The organism is Thalassospira sp. (assembly GCF_040218635.1).
Taxonomy (GTDB): domain Bacteria; phylum Pseudomonadota; class Alphaproteobacteria; order Rhodospirillales; family Thalassospiraceae; genus Thalassospira.
Genome location: NZ_JAVJRB010000005.1, coordinates 445,189 through 461,320, shown reverse-complemented (window position 1 = coordinate 461,320; position 16,132 = coordinate 445,189). Strand labels below are relative to the sequence as shown.

At 53.3% G+C, this 16,132-nt stretch carries 13 protein-coding genes and 1 tRNA gene; 7 read left to right on the top strand and 7 right to left on the bottom strand.

The genetic code is table 11. The annotated features are described in order from the left end of the window. The first annotated feature begins 48 nt into the window (after positions 1-48). A complete protein-coding gene (locus RIC05_RS05685; RefSeq protein ID WP_502989536.1) occupies positions 49-1,698 on the top strand; it encodes a thiamine pyrophosphate-binding protein in 1,650 nt (549 codons plus the stop codon). Positions 1,699-1,724: 26 nt separating this feature from the next. On the opposite strand, the gene RIC05_RS05680 is transcribed toward RIC05_RS05685, so the two are convergent. From RIC05_RS05680 to RIC05_RS05660, 5 genes are all read right to left on the bottom strand, one after another. Continuing rightward, complete coding sequence (locus RIC05_RS05680; RefSeq protein ID WP_350044988.1) at positions 1,725-2,372, bottom strand: 5'-methylthioadenosine/S-adenosylhomocysteine nucleosidase; 648 nt, start codon at positions 2,370-2,372, stop codon at positions 1,725-1,727. A gap of 104 nt (positions 2,373-2,476) precedes the next feature. Continuing rightward, a tRNA-Arg gene (locus tag RIC05_RS05675) sits at positions 2,477-2,553 on the bottom strand. Positions 2,554-2,726: 173 nt separating this feature from the next. Further along, positions 2,727-4,463 (bottom strand): adenylate/guanylate cyclase domain-containing protein, encoded by a 1,737-nt coding sequence (locus tag RIC05_RS05670; RefSeq protein WP_350044989.1) that lies wholly within the window; start codon positions 4,461-4,463, stop codon positions 2,727-2,729. 140 nt (positions 4,464-4,603) lie between these two features. Then, positions 4,604-5,590, bottom strand: a complete 987-nt coding sequence (locus RIC05_RS05665; RefSeq protein WP_350044990.1) for an alpha/beta hydrolase — start codon at positions 5,588-5,590, stop codon at positions 4,604-4,606. A 142-nt stretch (positions 5,591-5,732) separates the two neighbouring features. Then, on the bottom strand, positions 5,733-6,695 hold the full coding sequence (locus RIC05_RS05660) for an ABC transporter ATP-binding protein (RefSeq protein WP_350044991.1): 963 nt from the start codon (positions 6,693-6,695) through the stop codon (positions 5,733-5,735). Between the two features lie 195 nt (positions 6,696-6,890). Between RIC05_RS05660 and RIC05_RS05655 the strand changes: the two genes are divergently transcribed. The 5 genes from RIC05_RS05655 (at position 6,891) to RIC05_RS05635 (ending at position 11,561) form a co-directional block, all read left to right on the top strand. Beyond that, a complete protein-coding gene (locus tag RIC05_RS05655; protein ID WP_350041164.1) occupies positions 6,891-7,070 on the top strand; it encodes a zinc-finger domain-containing protein in 180 nt (59 codons plus the stop codon). A gap of 136 nt (positions 7,071-7,206) precedes the next feature. Next, positions 7,207-8,430, top strand: a complete 1,224-nt coding sequence (gene trpB / locus RIC05_RS05650; protein WP_350044992.1) for a tryptophan synthase subunit beta — start codon at positions 7,207-7,209, stop codon at positions 8,428-8,430. Next, entirely contained in the window at positions 8,427-9,275 is an 849-nt protein-coding gene (gene trpA, locus RIC05_RS05645; protein ID WP_350044993.1) for a tryptophan synthase subunit alpha, read from the top strand. The genes trpB and trpA overlap by 4 nt, the downstream gene beginning before the upstream one ends. A gap of 59 nt (positions 9,276-9,334) precedes the next feature. Continuing rightward, on the top strand, positions 9,335-10,270 hold the full coding sequence (accD, locus tag RIC05_RS05640) for an acetyl-CoA carboxylase, carboxyltransferase subunit beta (protein ID WP_350041161.1): 936 nt from the start codon (positions 9,335-9,337) through the stop codon (positions 10,268-10,270). Between the two features lies 1 nt (position 10,271). Beyond that, positions 10,272-11,561: a bifunctional folylpolyglutamate synthase/dihydrofolate synthase gene (locus RIC05_RS05635; RefSeq protein ID WP_350044994.1), complete on the top strand. Its 1,290-nt coding sequence runs from the start codon at positions 10,272-10,274 to the stop codon at positions 11,559-11,561. Between the two features lie 3 nt (positions 11,562-11,564). Here RIC05_RS05635 and RIC05_RS05630 read toward each other — a convergent pair whose 3' ends face one another. Both RIC05_RS05630 and RIC05_RS05625 read right to left on the bottom strand, forming a co-directional pair. Then, positions 11,565-12,128, bottom strand: coding sequence for an alpha/beta hydrolase (locus tag RIC05_RS05630; protein ID WP_350044995.1), 564 nt, complete (start codon positions 12,126-12,128; stop codon positions 11,565-11,567). 51 nt (positions 12,129-12,179) lie between these two features. Beyond that, positions 12,180-12,956: a hypothetical protein gene (locus RIC05_RS05625; RefSeq protein WP_350044996.1), complete on the bottom strand. Its 777-nt coding sequence runs from the start codon at positions 12,954-12,956 to the stop codon at positions 12,180-12,182. A 302-nt stretch (positions 12,957-13,258) separates the two neighbouring features. Between RIC05_RS05625 and polA the strand changes: the two genes are divergently transcribed. Then, on the top strand, positions 13,259-16,105 hold the full coding sequence (gene polA / locus RIC05_RS05620; RefSeq protein WP_350044997.1) for a DNA polymerase I: 2,847 nt from the start codon (positions 13,259-13,261) through the stop codon (positions 16,103-16,105). Positions 16,106-16,132 lie beyond the last annotated feature (27 nt).

The window sequence follows — 16,132 nt, the reverse complement described above, 5'->3', positions numbered from 1 at the left end:
CCAATTTGCCCCATACGGAGTTCTTCACACATGTCCGGGAAACCCCAAATGCGCCACGGCGGTCGTATTCTGGTTGATCAACTGGCCCTGCACGGGGCGGAACGCGTCTTTCTTGTGCCCGGCGAAAGCTATCTTGCGGTGCTTGACGGCCTTGTTGATCACCCTGATATCGAACCGATCATTTGCCGTCAGGAAGGCGGGGCCGCCATTATGGCCGAGGCCTATGGCAAGCTGACCAATAAACCCGGCATTTGCATGGTAACCCGTGGCCCCGGTGCGACCAATGCGTCGGCGGGCGTGCATGTCGCCCATCAGGACAGCACACCGATGATCCTGCTTGTCGGGCAGATCGGCCGTGACATGGTCGACCGCGAAGCCTTTCAGGAAGTCGATTACCGCAAGATGTTCGAACCCCTATGCAAATGGGTCGGGCAGATTGATGATATCAATCGCATCCCGGAATATCTTAGCCACGCCTATCACATTGCAACATCGGGCCGTCCGGGCCCTGTGGTTCTGGCCCTTCCCGAAGACATGCTGTCTTCACGTGCCGAGGTGCCCGATGCCAAACCCTATGTCCCGATCGAAGCCAAAACTGCCTCCGAAGACGTTTCAAAGTTCCGCGATGCTCTAAGCAAAGCCAAACAACCGATCATGATCGTTGGTGGTGGCGGATGGACACGCGAGACCACTGAAAACCTTAAATCGTTTGCGAAACGAAACAATGTTGCAATCGCCACCAGTTTCCGCTGTCAGGACTATATCCCCAACAGCCACAGCCACTTTATCGGCGATGTCGGCATCGGGATTAACCCCAAACTGGCGACGTTCATCCGCGACAGCGACCTTGTGATTCTGGTTGGGTCGCGCATGGGTGAAATGACCAGCAGCGGCTATAGCTTGCTTGATATTCCCTGCCCGACACAAAAACTGATCCATGTTTACAGCGGACCGGATGAATTGGGCCGGGTCTATCGCCCGGATATCGCAATTAACGCATCCCAGCGATCCTTCATCCGCGCCATTGCCATGATGGAACCCGTCGATGGCAGTGCCCGCGAAGACGCCATTGAAACCGCCCACGCGTCCTATCTGGCATTCTCGACCCCGGTTGAAACACCCGGTGATGTGAAAATGGCGCATGTGATTGCCGAACTTCGTGAAAAGCTGCCCGATAATGCGATTGTCACCAATGGGGCTGGCAATTATGCCGCCTTCTTGCATCGCTTCTTCCGCTATCGCGATTATCGCACCGAACTGGCACCTACGTCGGGATCGATGGGATATGGTTTGCCAGCATCGGTTTCGGCCAAACTTGCCCATCCGGATCGGACTGTTGTGTGTCTTGCCGGTGATGGATGCTTTTTGATGCATGGGCAAGAATTTGCCACCGCCGTTCAATACGGGGCGAATATCATAACCATCGTGGTCAATAACGGTATGTTTGGCACCATCCGCATGCATCAGGAACGCAATTATCCCGGCCGCGTATCGGGCACCGAAATCCAGAACCCAGATTTTTCCGCCTATGCCGTTGCCTTTGGTGGATACGGTGAAACCGTCACCAAGACCGAAGATTTCGGCCCGGCCTTTGAGCGCGCAGTGGCCGCAAACAAACCGGCCATCCTTGAAATTCAGGTCGACCCACAGGCCCTGACCCCGATCAAAACCCTTGATCAGATCAGGGCGGGAAGCTGATTATTTCGGAAATGCAATGGTTAAGATCAGCCTTTCGAAAGGCTGATCTCGCCACTTTCAAGCCCGGCTTTAAGCGCATCAACCGCCTCGGCCAGCTTTTCGTCAATGACATGCAAATAAGCCGTCCAGTCTGACAGCTTGGAAAGTTCTTCCTTACCATCGGAAATACCGCGAAGCCCGATGAGCGGCACATCAAACTTGTGACAGACCCGCAAAATGGCAAAGCTTTCCATATCGACCATATCGGCATCAATGACGTCATAAGCCGCCCCGGAAACCACATTGGCCCCGGTCGACAGACGTGCTTCGCGAATGCCCGGAATGCGCAATGCCATTTCGATCTCGGCAGGCAAATCAACAAACGGCGTGCAGCCCTTCTCAAAGCCCAGAACGGACGCATCCATATCGCGGTAGGACACTGATATCGCCTGATAAACCTCGGCCTGCTCCAACGTTCGCGATCCGGCCGATCCAAGCGTGACCACCAAATCCGGCAAATCACCGGATAACTTCAGCTCCGTCAGCGCAGCCGTCAGATTAATCGCAGCCTCCACCGGCCCAACCCCGATCATCAACGGCGTAAACCGCTTTTTGAGGAAATCCCCATATTCCGCCGGTGCCGCCATGGAAAACAGAACGTTATGGCCTGCAAGATTGTGGAGATAGCCGCGCATGATGTTCTTTCCCGTTCCCAGCTTTAAAGACAGGGCAGAATAACCGCAGTTGCGCAAAATGGCAGCCCCAAAAGGACCAACGCGAACATAAACTAAGGGGAAAGTGGCGCACCCGACTGGATTCGAACCAGTGGCCTTTGCCTTCGGAGGGCAACGCTCTATCCAGCTGAGCTACGGGTGCGCAATATGTGGGACCACGACTGGATCAAGTGGCCCGAGCGGTTTGGGTGATACAGGTTTTATCCCGGTCGGGCAAGGGTTTTTGAGGGCCCCGCCACAGGTTCTATTCACCCTGAACTGTCACAAACAATAGAGCCCGACGGTTAAGCAATTCTTGCCAGGCGACATTGCCAATCAGCTTTCAACATCGCGGCGTTCATAGGGATCGCGCACCACCCATGTGCCGTTCCATTCGCGGTCCTGTTCGCGACGTTCAAGCCGTTCCATCCGGTTCATCATCAGCTGGGCGGCAAAGTCGCTATCGTCAAATTCGATCACTTCTTCAAAAAGCGGACGGGCGTTGTCAAACGCACCTTCGCGGTAATGGGCCATCGCGGTTTCATATTTGGTCCGCCAATTGCGGCGTTCATCGGTCAATTGCCCGCCCTGTGCGAGAACTTCGTAAAGGAAGACGACCTTTTCCGTACCAAGAAGCACAACATGATCAAGATCGCGCATTTCGATCTCGCCCGCGGCCATGTTTGCCGTTTCGTGGGAGGCAAGAATTTGCGTGCCATAGACCCGGTTAGCCTTTTCCAGACGGTTGGCATAGTTCACGCAATCGCCAACCACCGTATAGGCGCGTGATTTGTCCGTTCCGATGGAACCGACAACCACCTCGCCCGTCGCAACGCCGACACGGATATCAAGCCCGTGATCCCCGATCAGATCGGCATATTTGGTTTTAAGCGCGTTAAACCGTGCGACCTGTTCAAGGGCCGCCTGACAGGCATGACCGGCATGGGCGTTTTCACCGCAAAATGGTGCGCCCCAAAAACCGATAACCCGATCCCCGATGAAGTTATCAATGATGCCACTATGATTGGCGATCGGTTCGGTCATCGCGGTCAGATAGTCATTAAGGAAATCAACCAGCTTTTCCGGCGGGGTATGTTCGGCCAACCAGTCAAAGCCGGTCAGGTTCACCACACTGACCGTCATCACGCGCTTTTCGGATGTCTCAAGTGCTGTTTCCTGATTAAGCAGATTATTGATCACTTTCGGATCGACATATTTGCCAAACCGTTCGCGCATGCTGAACCGAACGCGCAATTCGCGCGACATCCGGTTAAACGCATCGGCCAAACGGGCAAAGTCGCCCTTGCCCTTGAAATCAAGGCTGGTATCAAGCTTGCCGGACTGGATGCTGTTGAGCGCATTGGTGGTTTGACGTACCGCCACCACCACCGCATGGGCCATATAATAGGCCAGCGAAACGCCAATGATCACAGCGACCAGCATCATGATGAATTCGGCCTGGATCAGGAAATCTTCTCTTTTCGAGACATTTTCCACTGTATCGGCCGAATATTTTTCCAGCAGCAAAATCTCGTTGCGCAGATCAAGAACGATGCTGCGATGAAGGCCACGGACAATGTTTTCCTGTCGCTGGGCATCAAGAATATCCCCATCATCAACCCGGCTGAGCAGGCGTTCAACCCCCATGGAAAACTGGGCTGAGACATCTGCGAATTCGCGCATCTTCACATCAAGATCAAGCAAAACCCCCTCTTCGAAATGCCCCGCTGCCTGCGCCCGGCCAAGGGCGGCAAAGGTAAAGGATTTGCGGAAGGCCTGTTCGATCTGGGTTTGTTTGGCATCGATTTCGATTTCAATGCCGTTCAGAAGCGGCGCATGGGAGCCATCATTTTCAACAACCCGCATATAACGATCAAGAAGCGAGATTTGTTCAAGCTGCCGCGCACGCACGTCGGAAAGCGAATCCTTAACCGGGGTGACATAGCGCGAAACGGCTTCAAGATCGCCATTAATGCCAAGGGACTGGATTACAGAGAACCCGGTGGCCACAACAAGCCACACGACAAAAAACGCCGCGACACCCAGGAACTTCGCCCGAATGGTCCTTAGCATGCCGTTTCCAATCCTCCGATTATATGACGTTGCGTCATGATGTTGGCATATCGGGACGAAATAGCGGTTCGACAACCCGGCTTATGCGCTGCAACTGTTTAAAAATGCTACCTGATCACCGATCAACGGTCAAAAAGCAATCATGATCCGCCACAGGAATAATTTTCTGCTGTGTCGCTTTGTGTGACCCAACGGCGAATATCATCAATCACCGCCGGACCGTTTAAATCCCGTAACAGCATGTGATATCCGGTTTCATAAAGACACCGGTGATAGCTTGGCAAAGCCAAACCCGCCAATTCAGCATCAAGGGCCGCCACCGCATCGGGGGGAATAACCTGATCCTGCACACCTGAAAGCAACAAGGTGCGCACCGTCATGTCAGATGCCCGTTTGTTGGCCAGATCCATCAAATCGGCAACACCGTCCACCAGATCAATCCGGACCGCAGACATCATATAACGATCCCGCGCCAATCGGCGCAGCATATCGATATTGTCTGATGGCCAGATATCCAGTCCCTGTCCGGTCAGTGGCAACCAAGGCAGACTGTGCGACAGCATCGACAGCGGGGCTGTTTGATACCATGGCATCATATCCCGGTTCCAAACCGCCGGTGCGACCAGAATAACCCCGTCCATCAAATGCGGGCGGGTCGCGGCTGTGACAATCGCCACCGCCCCGCCCATCGAATTGCCCATTAAATAGATCGGCTTGTCCGGGTAACGCGCGCGCAGCAATGCCAAGACATCACTGGCATCATTGACCATGCTGGCCGCCCCCGCCCAGAACGGGCGGCTTTTCGTGCGGCCAAATCCACGCTGATCAAAGGCATAAACCGCAATCCCGGTCGGGCCAACCTGATCGCCAAATTCCATAAAGGCATTGGCGTAATCCCCCATCCCGTGCAGGGCAAGGATCACCGCATCGGGCTCCTCAAGATCGCCCCAGCTTTGAAGCGGAAGTACACTGCCGTCACTTGCCTGAAAGGCCGTTTCACTTAACCCCGTTTGTGCAACCGGTGGTCCGGCGGGACGCAATGTTGGCGCACAGGCAGATAGCATGCCCGCCATCAGGCCAAGCAGCAAATAGCGCATCACAAAGGTGACAAGGGACTGAGACGACACAAAACACCGGCGCAAAATAAGCATCGACTCCAAAGACAATTAGAATTCAGGATCAATCAGTTAAGACCATAAAGCAAACCCCCGCAACATATTGCAGGGGTTTGAACATAACCATTACGGCGATTGGCGATGGCCAGATAAATCAGGCCGCCTGCCCGGCCCGCAACTTGTTGTTGTCGCGGGTCAGCATCAGGAAGATGTCTTCCAGATCGCCTTCTTCGGTCGACAGATCCTTGATCGCCAGACCACAACCATGGATGGCCTCAAGAATTTCGGTCATCTGGGTGTTGCTGGGGCGGTAATGAAGGGCAATCTGATTTTCAGATTTAAGTTCTGCCCCCCACGGTGCCAATGCATCGGGGACCGCATTCAGTTCGTTATTGACCGTCAGAACCAGTGTTTTGTGATCAATCCGGCGCAGAAGGCTGCGTTTATCTTCATGGGCAATGACTTTGCCCTGATTGATAATCGCGATTTCATCACAAAGCTCTTCAGCTTCTTCAAGATAATGCGTGGTCAGAACAATGGTCACACCGGCCGCATTCAATTCTTTGACATAGGCCCAAAGCTGCTGACGCAATTCAATATCGACACCGGCAGTCGGTTCATCAAGAACCAGAACCGGCGGGGTATGAACCATCGCCTTACCAACCAGAAGACGGCGACGCATCCCGCCCGAAAGCGATCGGGAATACGAGTCTGCCTTGTCTGCCAGGCCCAAAGCAGCCAGAATCTCGTCCGTGCGGCGTTCGCGTTTGGGCACGCCATAGAGGCCAGCTTGCAATTCCATCACCTGACGCGGGGTGAAAAACGCATCAAGATTTAACTCTTGGGGAACGATCCCGATGGCACTGCGCGCAGAACGCATTTGCGCTTCGATATCATAGCCCCAGATTTTTGCCGTCCCGTCGGTCTTGGTAACAAGACCCGCCAAGATATTGATAAATGTAGATTTTCCAGCACCGTTCGGCCCCAGAAGGGCAAAAAACGAGCCGCGTGGGATTTTCAGCGATACGTTATCAAGGGCAAGTTTTTCACCATTTGATCCCGTATAGACCTTTGTCAGCCCTTCGACTTCGATGGCATAGTCGGGCATTGCAGTCATATGTCAGTGATCTCCACTCTTTTCCGCGCCGCTCGTTTGCGCTAAGACCATGGAGCGCCATGAGCATGCGGAAGTATTGATTGAATATGCGCAATCGGTATCATTCCCGGGAAACCGGGGTCAATGCTAACCACATCGCGTGGCCAATCCCGATGGTCACACATGCCTTAAACCGGCAAACTTGGAACTGGATATATGAAGATCACCGAAGAAATCAAAGTGGGCACCCTAAATATTGCCTGTGACGGCGGCAAAGGTCACCTTGGCCACCCGACCGTCTACCTCAATCTTGAGGAAAAGGGCGAGGTGGTCTGCCCCTACTGCTCGAAAAAATATATCTTCGACAAATCCCAGGCCGATCACGCAGCCCACTAATCCACTACGCCCGTTTTCGGGTACAGTATAAGCCAGAGGCGGACGGCCAAGGTCGCCCTACTCTGCGCGGGTCAACTTTCTGTCGCCAGCCTATGCTGTCGTGAACGCCATCACGGCCAATCCACGGGGAACTTCCATGACGTCTTCTTCGCCCACGCTGAACAGCTATCGCGCCCTTCCGGACCCGGATGGGCATTTTGGTAATTTTGGCGGACGTTTTGTCGCCGAAACCTTGATGCCGCTGATTCTGGAACTGGAACAGGCTTATAAAGACGCCAAAAGTGACCCCGCGTTCAAAAAAGAGATGGATTACTATCTCAAGCATTACGTTGGCCGCGCAAACCCGCTGTATTTCGCCGAACGCCTGACCGAGCATCTCGGTGGTGCAAAGATCTATTTCAAACGCGAAGACCTGAATCATACAGGCGCGCACAAGATCAACAATTGCATCGGCCAGATCCTGTTGGCCAAGCGTATGGGCAAAACCCGCATCATTGCCGAAACCGGTGCCGGTCAGCATGGCGTTGCGACCGCAACGGTCTGTGCGCGCTTTGGCCTGCCTTGCACGGTCTATATGGGGGCGAAAGACATCGAACGTCAGTCGCCCAACGTCTTTCGCATGAAGCTTCTGGGTGCCGAAGTCAAACCGGTGGTGTCCGGATCGCGTTCGTTGAAAGACGCGATGAACGAGGCACTGCGCGACTGGGTTACCAATGTCGAAGACACGTTCTACATCATTGGAACGGCTGCAGGACCGCATCCCTATCCGGAACTGGTGCGTGATTTCCAGTCCGTGATCGGTATTGAAGCCCGCGAACAGATCCTTGAAGCCGAAGGTCGCCTGCCAGATCAGATTATTGCCGCTGTTGGCGGTGGATCAAACGCCATTGGCTTGTTCCACCCGTTCCTTGATGACAAGGAAGTCGAAGTGGTCGGGGTCGAGGCCGCAGGCCATGGCATCCATACCGGCAAACATGCTGCCAGTCTTTCGGCCGGCAAACCGGGCGTTTTGCATGGCAACCGCACCTATCTTCTGATGGATGATGACGGGCAGATCAAAGAAGCCGACTCGATTTCGGCCGGGCTGGATTATCCCGGAATCGGACCGGAACATAGCTGGTTGAAAGATATCGGGCGCGCACGCTATGAGCCGATTGGCGATAAGGAAGCGCTCGAAGCTTTTAAGATTTGTTCGGAACTTGAAGGCATTATCCCTGCTTTGGAATGCAGCCATTCCATCGCACAGATCATCAAAGAAGCGCCTAAAATGGGCAGGGACAAGATCATCCTTATGTGTCTGAGTGGCCGGGGTGACAAAGACATCTTTACCGTTGCCGAAGCACTGGGAGTAGAATTGTGAGCGAAGCCATCATCGGCGGCCAGGACCGCATCGCCAAACGTTTCGCCAAGCTCAGGGAAGAAGGCCGCGCCGGTCTTGTCACCTTTATCACCGCAGGTGACCCGGACCCGGAAACATCGTTTGAAATCCTGAAACAATTGCCAGAAGCCGGTGCCGATATCATCGAACTTGGCATGCCGTTCACCGATCCGATGGCCGATGGCCCTGCCATTCAGGAAGCATCAAACCGCGCATTGGCCGCGGGCATGCATATGCGCAAGACGCTATCGCTGGTGCGCGGGTTCCGTGATCAGGATCATGAAACGCCAATCATTCTGATGGGCTATTACAACCCGATTTACATCTATGGCGTTACTGAATTTCTTGAAGATGCGCGCAATGCCGGTGTTGATGGTTTGATTGTTGTCGACCTTCCGCCGGAAGAAGATGCCGAGCTGTGTGTGCCGACCGTGGAAAAGGGACTTTCCTTTATCCGTCTGACCGCACCGACATCCGATGACAAGCGTTTGCCGAAACTTGTTCAGAATACATCCGGCTTTGTTTACTATGTGTCGGTTGCCGGGGTGACCGGTGCCGGTTCGGCAAGCAATGACCAGATTATCGAAGCAATGGCGCGCCTGCGTCGCCACACCGATCTGCCGATTGCAGTCGGTTTTGGCATCAAAAGCGCTGCTCAGGCTGCTGACGTTGCCAAACAGGCAGATGCCGCCGTGGTTGGTTCGGCAATTGTATCAAAAATTGCCGAAAGTCTTGACGAAAACGGCAAGGCCACCGATAAGACCGCCTCTATGGTTACCGGCCTTGTCCGCGAACTTGCAAACGGGGTCCGAAACGCACGCAAATAAGCTTGTGCTGCGTTTGTAAAAGAACCGATATAGACAGAACCTAAGGATCAGTATCCGATATGTCGTGGCTGACTGAATTCGTCCGTCCAAAGATTCAAAAACTTGTTCGCCGTACAGATGTGCCCGAAAATCTCTGGCATAAATGTAAATCCTGCGAACAGATGATCTTTCACCGTGATCTGGCAAAGAACAATCATGTTTGCCAGCATTGTGGTCATCACATGCGGATTTCCGCCAAGGACCGTCTTGAGCTCCTGTTTGATGGGGGTAAATACCAAACCATCGAACTGCCGAATGTTCCGGTCGATCCGCTGAAATTCCGTGATCAGAAAAAATATACCGAACGCCTTAAAACGGCACAGGCCAAAGCAACCTATAAGGATGCGCTGGCGGTTGCCCATGGCGAGGTTGGTGGTCACGCCACTGTTATTGCCGTTTTTGACTTCTCCTTTATGGGTGGGTCAATGGGCATCGCAGTTGGCGAAGGCATCGTTGCGGCGGCCGAACTGGCAACCGTACAGGACGCCGCGCTGATCATTGTCCCGGCATCGGGCGGTGCGCGTATGCAGGAAGGCATTCTTAGCCTGATGCAGATGGCCCGCACCACGGCCGCGATCGAGAAGGTCAAGGAAAAGGGCCTGCCCTATTTCGTGCTTCTGACCGATCCGACCACCGGCGGTGTTTCGGCATCCTTTGCCATGCTCGGCGACATTCAGATTGCAGAACCGGGCGCACAGATCGGCTTTGCCGGACGTCGTGTGATCGAAAGCACCATTCGCGAAAAGCTGCCTGATGATTTCCAGACCGCCGAATACCTGCTTGAGCACGGTATGGTCGATATGGTTGTCTCGCGCAACGAGCTGAATGCGACCTTTGGCCGTTTGATCGACATGATCCGCCGCACCAAACCGGGTGCAAGCGTGGTTCCGATCAAGGATGCCAAGGGCAAAGCAGACAAGCCTGCGAAACCAAAAAATCTGAGTGCGGATAAGTAACTTGGCGCGCAGCGACGCGATTCTTGCCCGTCTTGGCAAGCTGCACCCCAAAGTTATCGACCTTTCGCTTGGGCGGATTACCCGGCTTTTAGAAAAGCTTGGTAATCCGCACCTTGCCCTGCCGCCGGTCATTCATCTGGCGGGCACCAATGGCAAAGGCTCCACCCAGGCCTATCTGCGCGCCATCTATGAGGCCGCCGGATTACGGGTTCATTGTTCGACATCCCCGCATCTTGTGCGCTTTCACGAACGCATCACCCTTGCCGGTGAGATGATTTCCGAAGACGCCCTGTGTGACCTGCTTGAAGAAGTCGAGGCGGTCAATGGCAACGAACCCATCACGTTTTTCGAAATCACGCAGGCCTCGGCCTTTCTGGCCTTTGCCAGAATTCCAGCCGACGTTTTGATCCTTGAAACCGGGCTTGGTGGGCGGGCGGATGCGTCAAACGTTATTGATCAGCCCGCTGCAACCGTGATCACGCCAATTTCGCTTGATCATCAGGGGTTCCTTGGCGATACGGTTGCCAAAATCGCCTTTGAGAAGGCCGGCATCATGAAACCGGGCGTCACAAGCATTCTGGCCCCGCAAACGCTTGATGCCTTCAATACGCTGATCACGCATGCCAACATGATCAATGCGCCGGTTTTCAATGACTTTGACGTCGTTGAAGAACGCGAAGATGGTTTTACCATGCGCATTGGCAAAGAAAGCATCGATCTTCCCCATCCGGCTCTTCCGGGGCGGCATCAATATGTGAATGCCTCAACCGCAATTGCCGCGGTGAGAAAGGCCAAAATTCCCGGCTGTGACGGCACAGATGTCGATATTCTTGCCCGTGGCCTGCAGAATGCCACCTGGCCTGCACGGCTCCAAAAGCTAAGCTCAGGGCCACTTTTTGATGCCCTGCCAGCAGGATGCGATCTGATTTTGGATGGCGGGCACAACATCGCCGCCGCCGAAGCCATTTCTGATTGGCTATCGCGCCAACCGGACGGTGATACGCTTGTCATTATGGGAATGCTTGATAATCGCGATGCCAAGGCGTTTTTGACCCCGCTGGCATCAGGAATAACCGCCCTTGCCGGTGTTCCGATCCCCGGCGAACATCAGGCCCACAAACCTGAAACCCTGCGCGATGCTGCCAAATCATGTGGCATTTCCCCGTCATATGCCTGTGACGGGTTTGAAATCGCACTGCGGACACTTCTTGCCGATTGTCCGACACCAAAACGGGTCTTGATCCTGGGATCGCTGTATCTGGCCGGTCTGGTTCTGGAAAACCATTCCTGATCATTACATTAGATTAATCTTTTCTAGCAATGCATCAATATCGCCATCGGCCATCGAATGCCCGGCATCCTCAAGTGCGATGATCGTGGCGCCTGGGAAATGACCGGCATAAATGTCCAGATGTGCGAATGGAACGATCAAATCATCCCGACTTTGGCAGAAAAACAGGGATTTTTGATCCTGTAACGTCATTACTTCTGCATCAGAGAGGGAAAAATCGCTTATTTCCCAGTCTTCAAGCCCCCAAAACGGTGCCGCGACGATAAAAGCAGCCGATAATGAACTGTTTTCACCGAGAATTTGTGGATTTCGTGCCAGATACTGCAGAATTGTCGACCCGCCAAGCGAATGTCCAAGCAATATGCTCCCCGGTCGGAGGTCAGAAAGGGCTTGGCCAATCTCGTCCAGCCACTTGGTGCAATCGGGAAGTTCCGGATCGGGCATGTCCGGTGCAATCATCTTGAACTGCCTGGCCAATGCCGTTTCAAGACGGCCTAGAAACGGTTTGCTTCCGTTTTGCCCGTCCTGATTTCCCGCACTATGGATGAAAATAAAATCACGGTGCATCAAACTGTTGCCTCCGTTTGTTACTGTAACCCAGATTAAATGCGACGCTCTCTAGATTTCAGGAAGGCTTACTTTGCCGTTGCCATTCCCGTTACCACCGTTCGCCTCACTGCCGTCTGATCGGCGCAAGCGCAGTCTTCCGGGCTGATGCACTTTACGGCGTTCACCTTTTACGCCGGGTGGTAATCCTTTGCGATCAGCCCGTGTGTCATCGTCGTCATCTGACTTGCCAAAATCGCCGTTCTTGGCGTTATCGCGCTTTACCTTTTGTCCGGTAACCCACGTATATCCAAGGACATATAACAAAAACCCACCAACCCCGACGGTCAGGGTCAGGAATTGCAAGACCGGGATGAAATCATCGAAAATCTGCCCGCCGCCATAAATCATAAAGATGCAAAGAGCGGCCACCGGTGCAAGTGCGAGAAAGAAGATGCTCCGCACCTTGTGACGGATCGGCTTGTAATGCATCAGCATGGCATAAAACAGATACATCAAGGCGACAAACACGACGAGTTTGATCAACAGAACAAAGTGATCAACATTGGCAAGCCGTTGGTTGCGTTCATAAATCCCAAAGACCTTGAACAAGCCATGGATAAGCAGGCCAAAACTGCCAAAGGTAAGAACAAAGCGCAGCCATGCGGTGACGCTAAAGAACCTGCGCCATCCTGTGCCGTTGGCTTTTGACCCACCACGGCCTGATTTCTTTTGTTTGCGGTTCCGGCTTGCGAGTTTCATATCGTTTGAAATCTCACGTACCGGGCCTGCAGTTTCTATGCCGATGCCTTTTGGGCTAAATTCCGGCTTGCTTGATTTCCGGGCCACGTAACCGGATCTCCCATGTCCCTTGGGATTAAGTTATCAAACCAACATAGCAACCCCCGGGCAGACTGATAAGCACAAACAGATCAACCATCAGAAATCGTCAGAATTCGGGTACTTACCCATTTCGTTTTGATATCAAAATATATTTCACTTCAAAGCAGGAAATCGTTCTTTTTCAGACCGTTTTTGTCAGGAGACTGGTTTGGTTTTTGGCCTTTCATCGCAGCCTGTACTCGACTTGTCGGCCTTAATCGGGCATTCTGCCGACCAACAAATTCCTCGAACATAAGAGCACGAAACGCATGACAGATTCCGCCCCGTCTACCGCCAAGACGTCCACCGGCAACCCACCGCGCCGCGTCGTACTGGTTGACGGTTCAGGCTTTATTTTCCGCGCTTTTCATGCCCTGCCCCCGATGAGCAGCCCGGATGGCACCCCGGTCAATGCGGTTTATGGCTTCTGCACCATGCTAATGAAGCTGCGCGAAGACACCAAGCCCGACCATATGGCGGTTATTTTTGATCCCAAGGGCAAGACCTTCCGCAATGATTTTTATCCGGAATACAAGGCGCACCGGCCGCCAGCGCCCGAAGAACTGGTTCCGCAATTCGGGCTGATCCGTGATGCGACCCGTGCGTTTAATCTGCCGTCTATCGAACTTGAAGGATATGAGGCCGACGATCTGATCGCGACCTATGCCCGTCAGGCCGAGGCAGAAGGTTCTGACGTGATTATCGTGTCTTCGGACAAAGATTTGATGCAGCTTGTCACCGATCGGGTGCAAATGTTTGATGCGATGAAGAATCGCACCATCGGAGCTGCCGAAGTCATGGAAAAATTCGGCGTTGCACCGAACAAGGTCATTGATATTCAAGCACTTGCCGGTGATTCCGTCGATAACGTGCCCGGCGTACCGGGCATCGGGATTAAAACTGCAGCCCAACTTATTGATGAATATGGTGATCTTGATTCTCTACTGGAACGCGCAGGCGAAATCAAACAGCCAAAGCGCCGCGAAAAACTGATCGAGAATGCCGAACTGGCCCGTATTTCGCGACGTCTGGTCACCTTGAAAACCGATGTTCCGGTGGTTGAACAGATCGACGGATTCGAGTTGAAAGAACCGGACGCGGAAGTTCTTTTAAGCTTCATCGCAAGTCATGGCTTTAAATCACTGCTTTCTAAAGTAAAAGCAAAATTTGGCGGTGACGTTGAGTTTGAAATCCCGACCCAACCCGGTGTTGGCGTGAATAAAATCAATGTCGAAAAGGCCGAATATGAACTTGTGCAGGATGAAGAACGTCTAAAGCACTGGATTGAAAAGGCCGAATATGCCGGAACGGTTGCGGTAGATACCGAAACAACGTCCCTTGATGCCCATCAGGCCAAACTGGTCGGCATTTCGCTTTCGACCGAACCGGGCAACGGCTGTTACATCCCGCTTGGTCATGGCAAGGTCAATGAACCCAGCGACGCCAAAGGCACACAAGGTGGGTTTGATTTCGGTGATGCGCCCGAAACACCGGCCAAGGCCGACATCCCCAAACAAATCCCGCTTGAACGCGCGATAGAGCTGATCAAGCCATTGTTAGAAGATACCGGCGTTCTGAAAATCGGTCAGAACCTGAAATACGATATGATCGTTTTGTCGCGTCATGGCATTGATGTCGCACCGATGGATGACACCATGGTTCTGTCCTATGTCCTTGATGGCACCAGCCACGGGCATGGCATGGACGAACTGGCCGAACTGCATCTTGATTACAAACCGATAAAGTTTTCAGAGGTTTGCGGGTCGGGCAAAACCCAGATCACCTTTGATCAGGTCCCGCTTGACAAGGCGCTTGATTACGCGGCCGAAGATGCCGACATCACCCTTCGCCTGCACCGGTTGCTGAAACCGCGCATCGCACAGGAACATATGGCAAGCGTTTATGAAACGCTTGACCGTCCCTTGGTGCCGGTTCTGGCCAAGATGGAACGACTGGGCGTTAAGGTGGATACCACCATCCTTAAAAACCTGTCGGATGATTTTGCCAAACGCATGGCGACCTTGGAGAAAACCATTCATGAAATGGCCGGTGAGCCGTTCAATCTTGGCAGCCCGAAACAGCTTGGCGAAATCCTGTTTGATAAAATGAGCCTGCCGGGGGGTAAGAAAACCAAAACCGGCGCATGGCAAACCGGTGCCGACGTGCTTGAAGGTCTGGCCGCCCTTGGCCATGACCTGCCGGTCAAGCTTCTTGAATGGCGCCAACTGTCAAAACTTAAAAGCACTTATACCGATTCTTTGGCAAATCACGTGAACCCGTTAACCGGACGCGTTCATACCAGTTATGGCCAAACCAACGTTAATACCGGGCGGTTGTCGTCAAACGATCCCAACCTGCAAAACATCCCGATCCGAAGCGAAGAAGGCCGTAAAATCCGTACCGCCTTTGTCGCCGATACCGGTTGCAAACTGATTTCTGCCGACTATTCGCAAATTGAACTGCGCCTTTTGGCCCATGTTGCTGAAATTGATGCCCTGCGCACCGCCTTTAAAAACGGCGAAGACATTCACGCCGCAACCGCATCCAAGGTGTTTGGCGTTCCGATCGAAGGCATGGACCCGATGGTTCGCCGCAAAGCCAAGGCGATTAACTTTGGCATCATTTATGGCATTTCGGCCTTTGGCCTCGCCAATCAGCTGGGCATTCCGCAAAAAGAAGCCAAGGCATTTATCGAAGCCTATTTCGAAATTTATCCGGGCATTCGCGATTACATGGATCAGGCAAAGGAATTTGCCAAAAAGCATGGCCATGTCCGCACCCTGTTTGGCCGGAACATTCATATCAACGGCATCAATGATAAAAACGGCATGCGCAGAAGCTTTGGCGAGCGCGCTGCGATCAACGCCCCGATTCAGGGCGGTGCTGCCGATATCATCAAACGTGCAATGATTGCAGTTCCGGGGGCCTTGGTCGATGCCGGGCTTAAAACCCGTATGCTGTTGCAAGTCCACGATGAATTGATCTTTGAAGCCCCGGAAGACGAAGCAGAAAAAGCCATCAAAATCATCCGCGATGTGATGGAAAACGCGGCCCATCTTTCCGTGCCACTGATTGTCGATGCCGGCATCGGCGACAGTTGGGCCGACGCGCACTAGATCATCACCCTTCCATCATTTTAAAAC

Coding starts and splice junctions, on each gene's coding strand:
- RIC05_RS05685 (WP_502989536.1), top strand. CDS start 49: ATGCGCCACGGCGGTCGTATTCTGGTTGATCAACTGGCCCTGCACGGG.
- RIC05_RS05680 (WP_350044988.1), bottom strand. CDS start 2,372: ATGCGCGGCTATCTCCACAATCTTGCAGGCCATAACGTTCTGTTTTCC.
- RIC05_RS05670 (WP_350044989.1), bottom strand. CDS start 4,463: ATGCTAAGGACCATTCGGGCGAAGTTCCTGGGTGTCGCGGCGTTTTTT.
- RIC05_RS05660 (WP_350044991.1), bottom strand. CDS start 6,695: ATGACTGCAATGCCCGACTATGCCATCGAAGTCGAAGGGCTGACAAAG.
- RIC05_RS05655 (WP_350041164.1), top strand. CDS start 6,891: ATGAAGATCACCGAAGAAATCAAAGTGGGCACCCTAAATATTGCCTGT.
- trpB (WP_350044992.1), top strand. CDS start 7,207: ATGACGTCTTCTTCGCCCACGCTGAACAGCTATCGCGCCCTTCCGGAC.
- accD (WP_350041161.1), top strand. CDS start 9,335: ATGTCGTGGCTGACTGAATTCGTCCGTCCAAAGATTCAAAAACTTGTT.
- RIC05_RS05630 (WP_350044995.1), bottom strand. CDS start 12,128: ATGCACCGTGATTTTATTTTCATCCATAGTGCGGGAAATCAGGACGGG.
- polA (WP_350044997.1), top strand. CDS start 13,259: ATGACAGATTCCGCCCCGTCTACCGCCAAGACGTCCACCGGCAACCCA.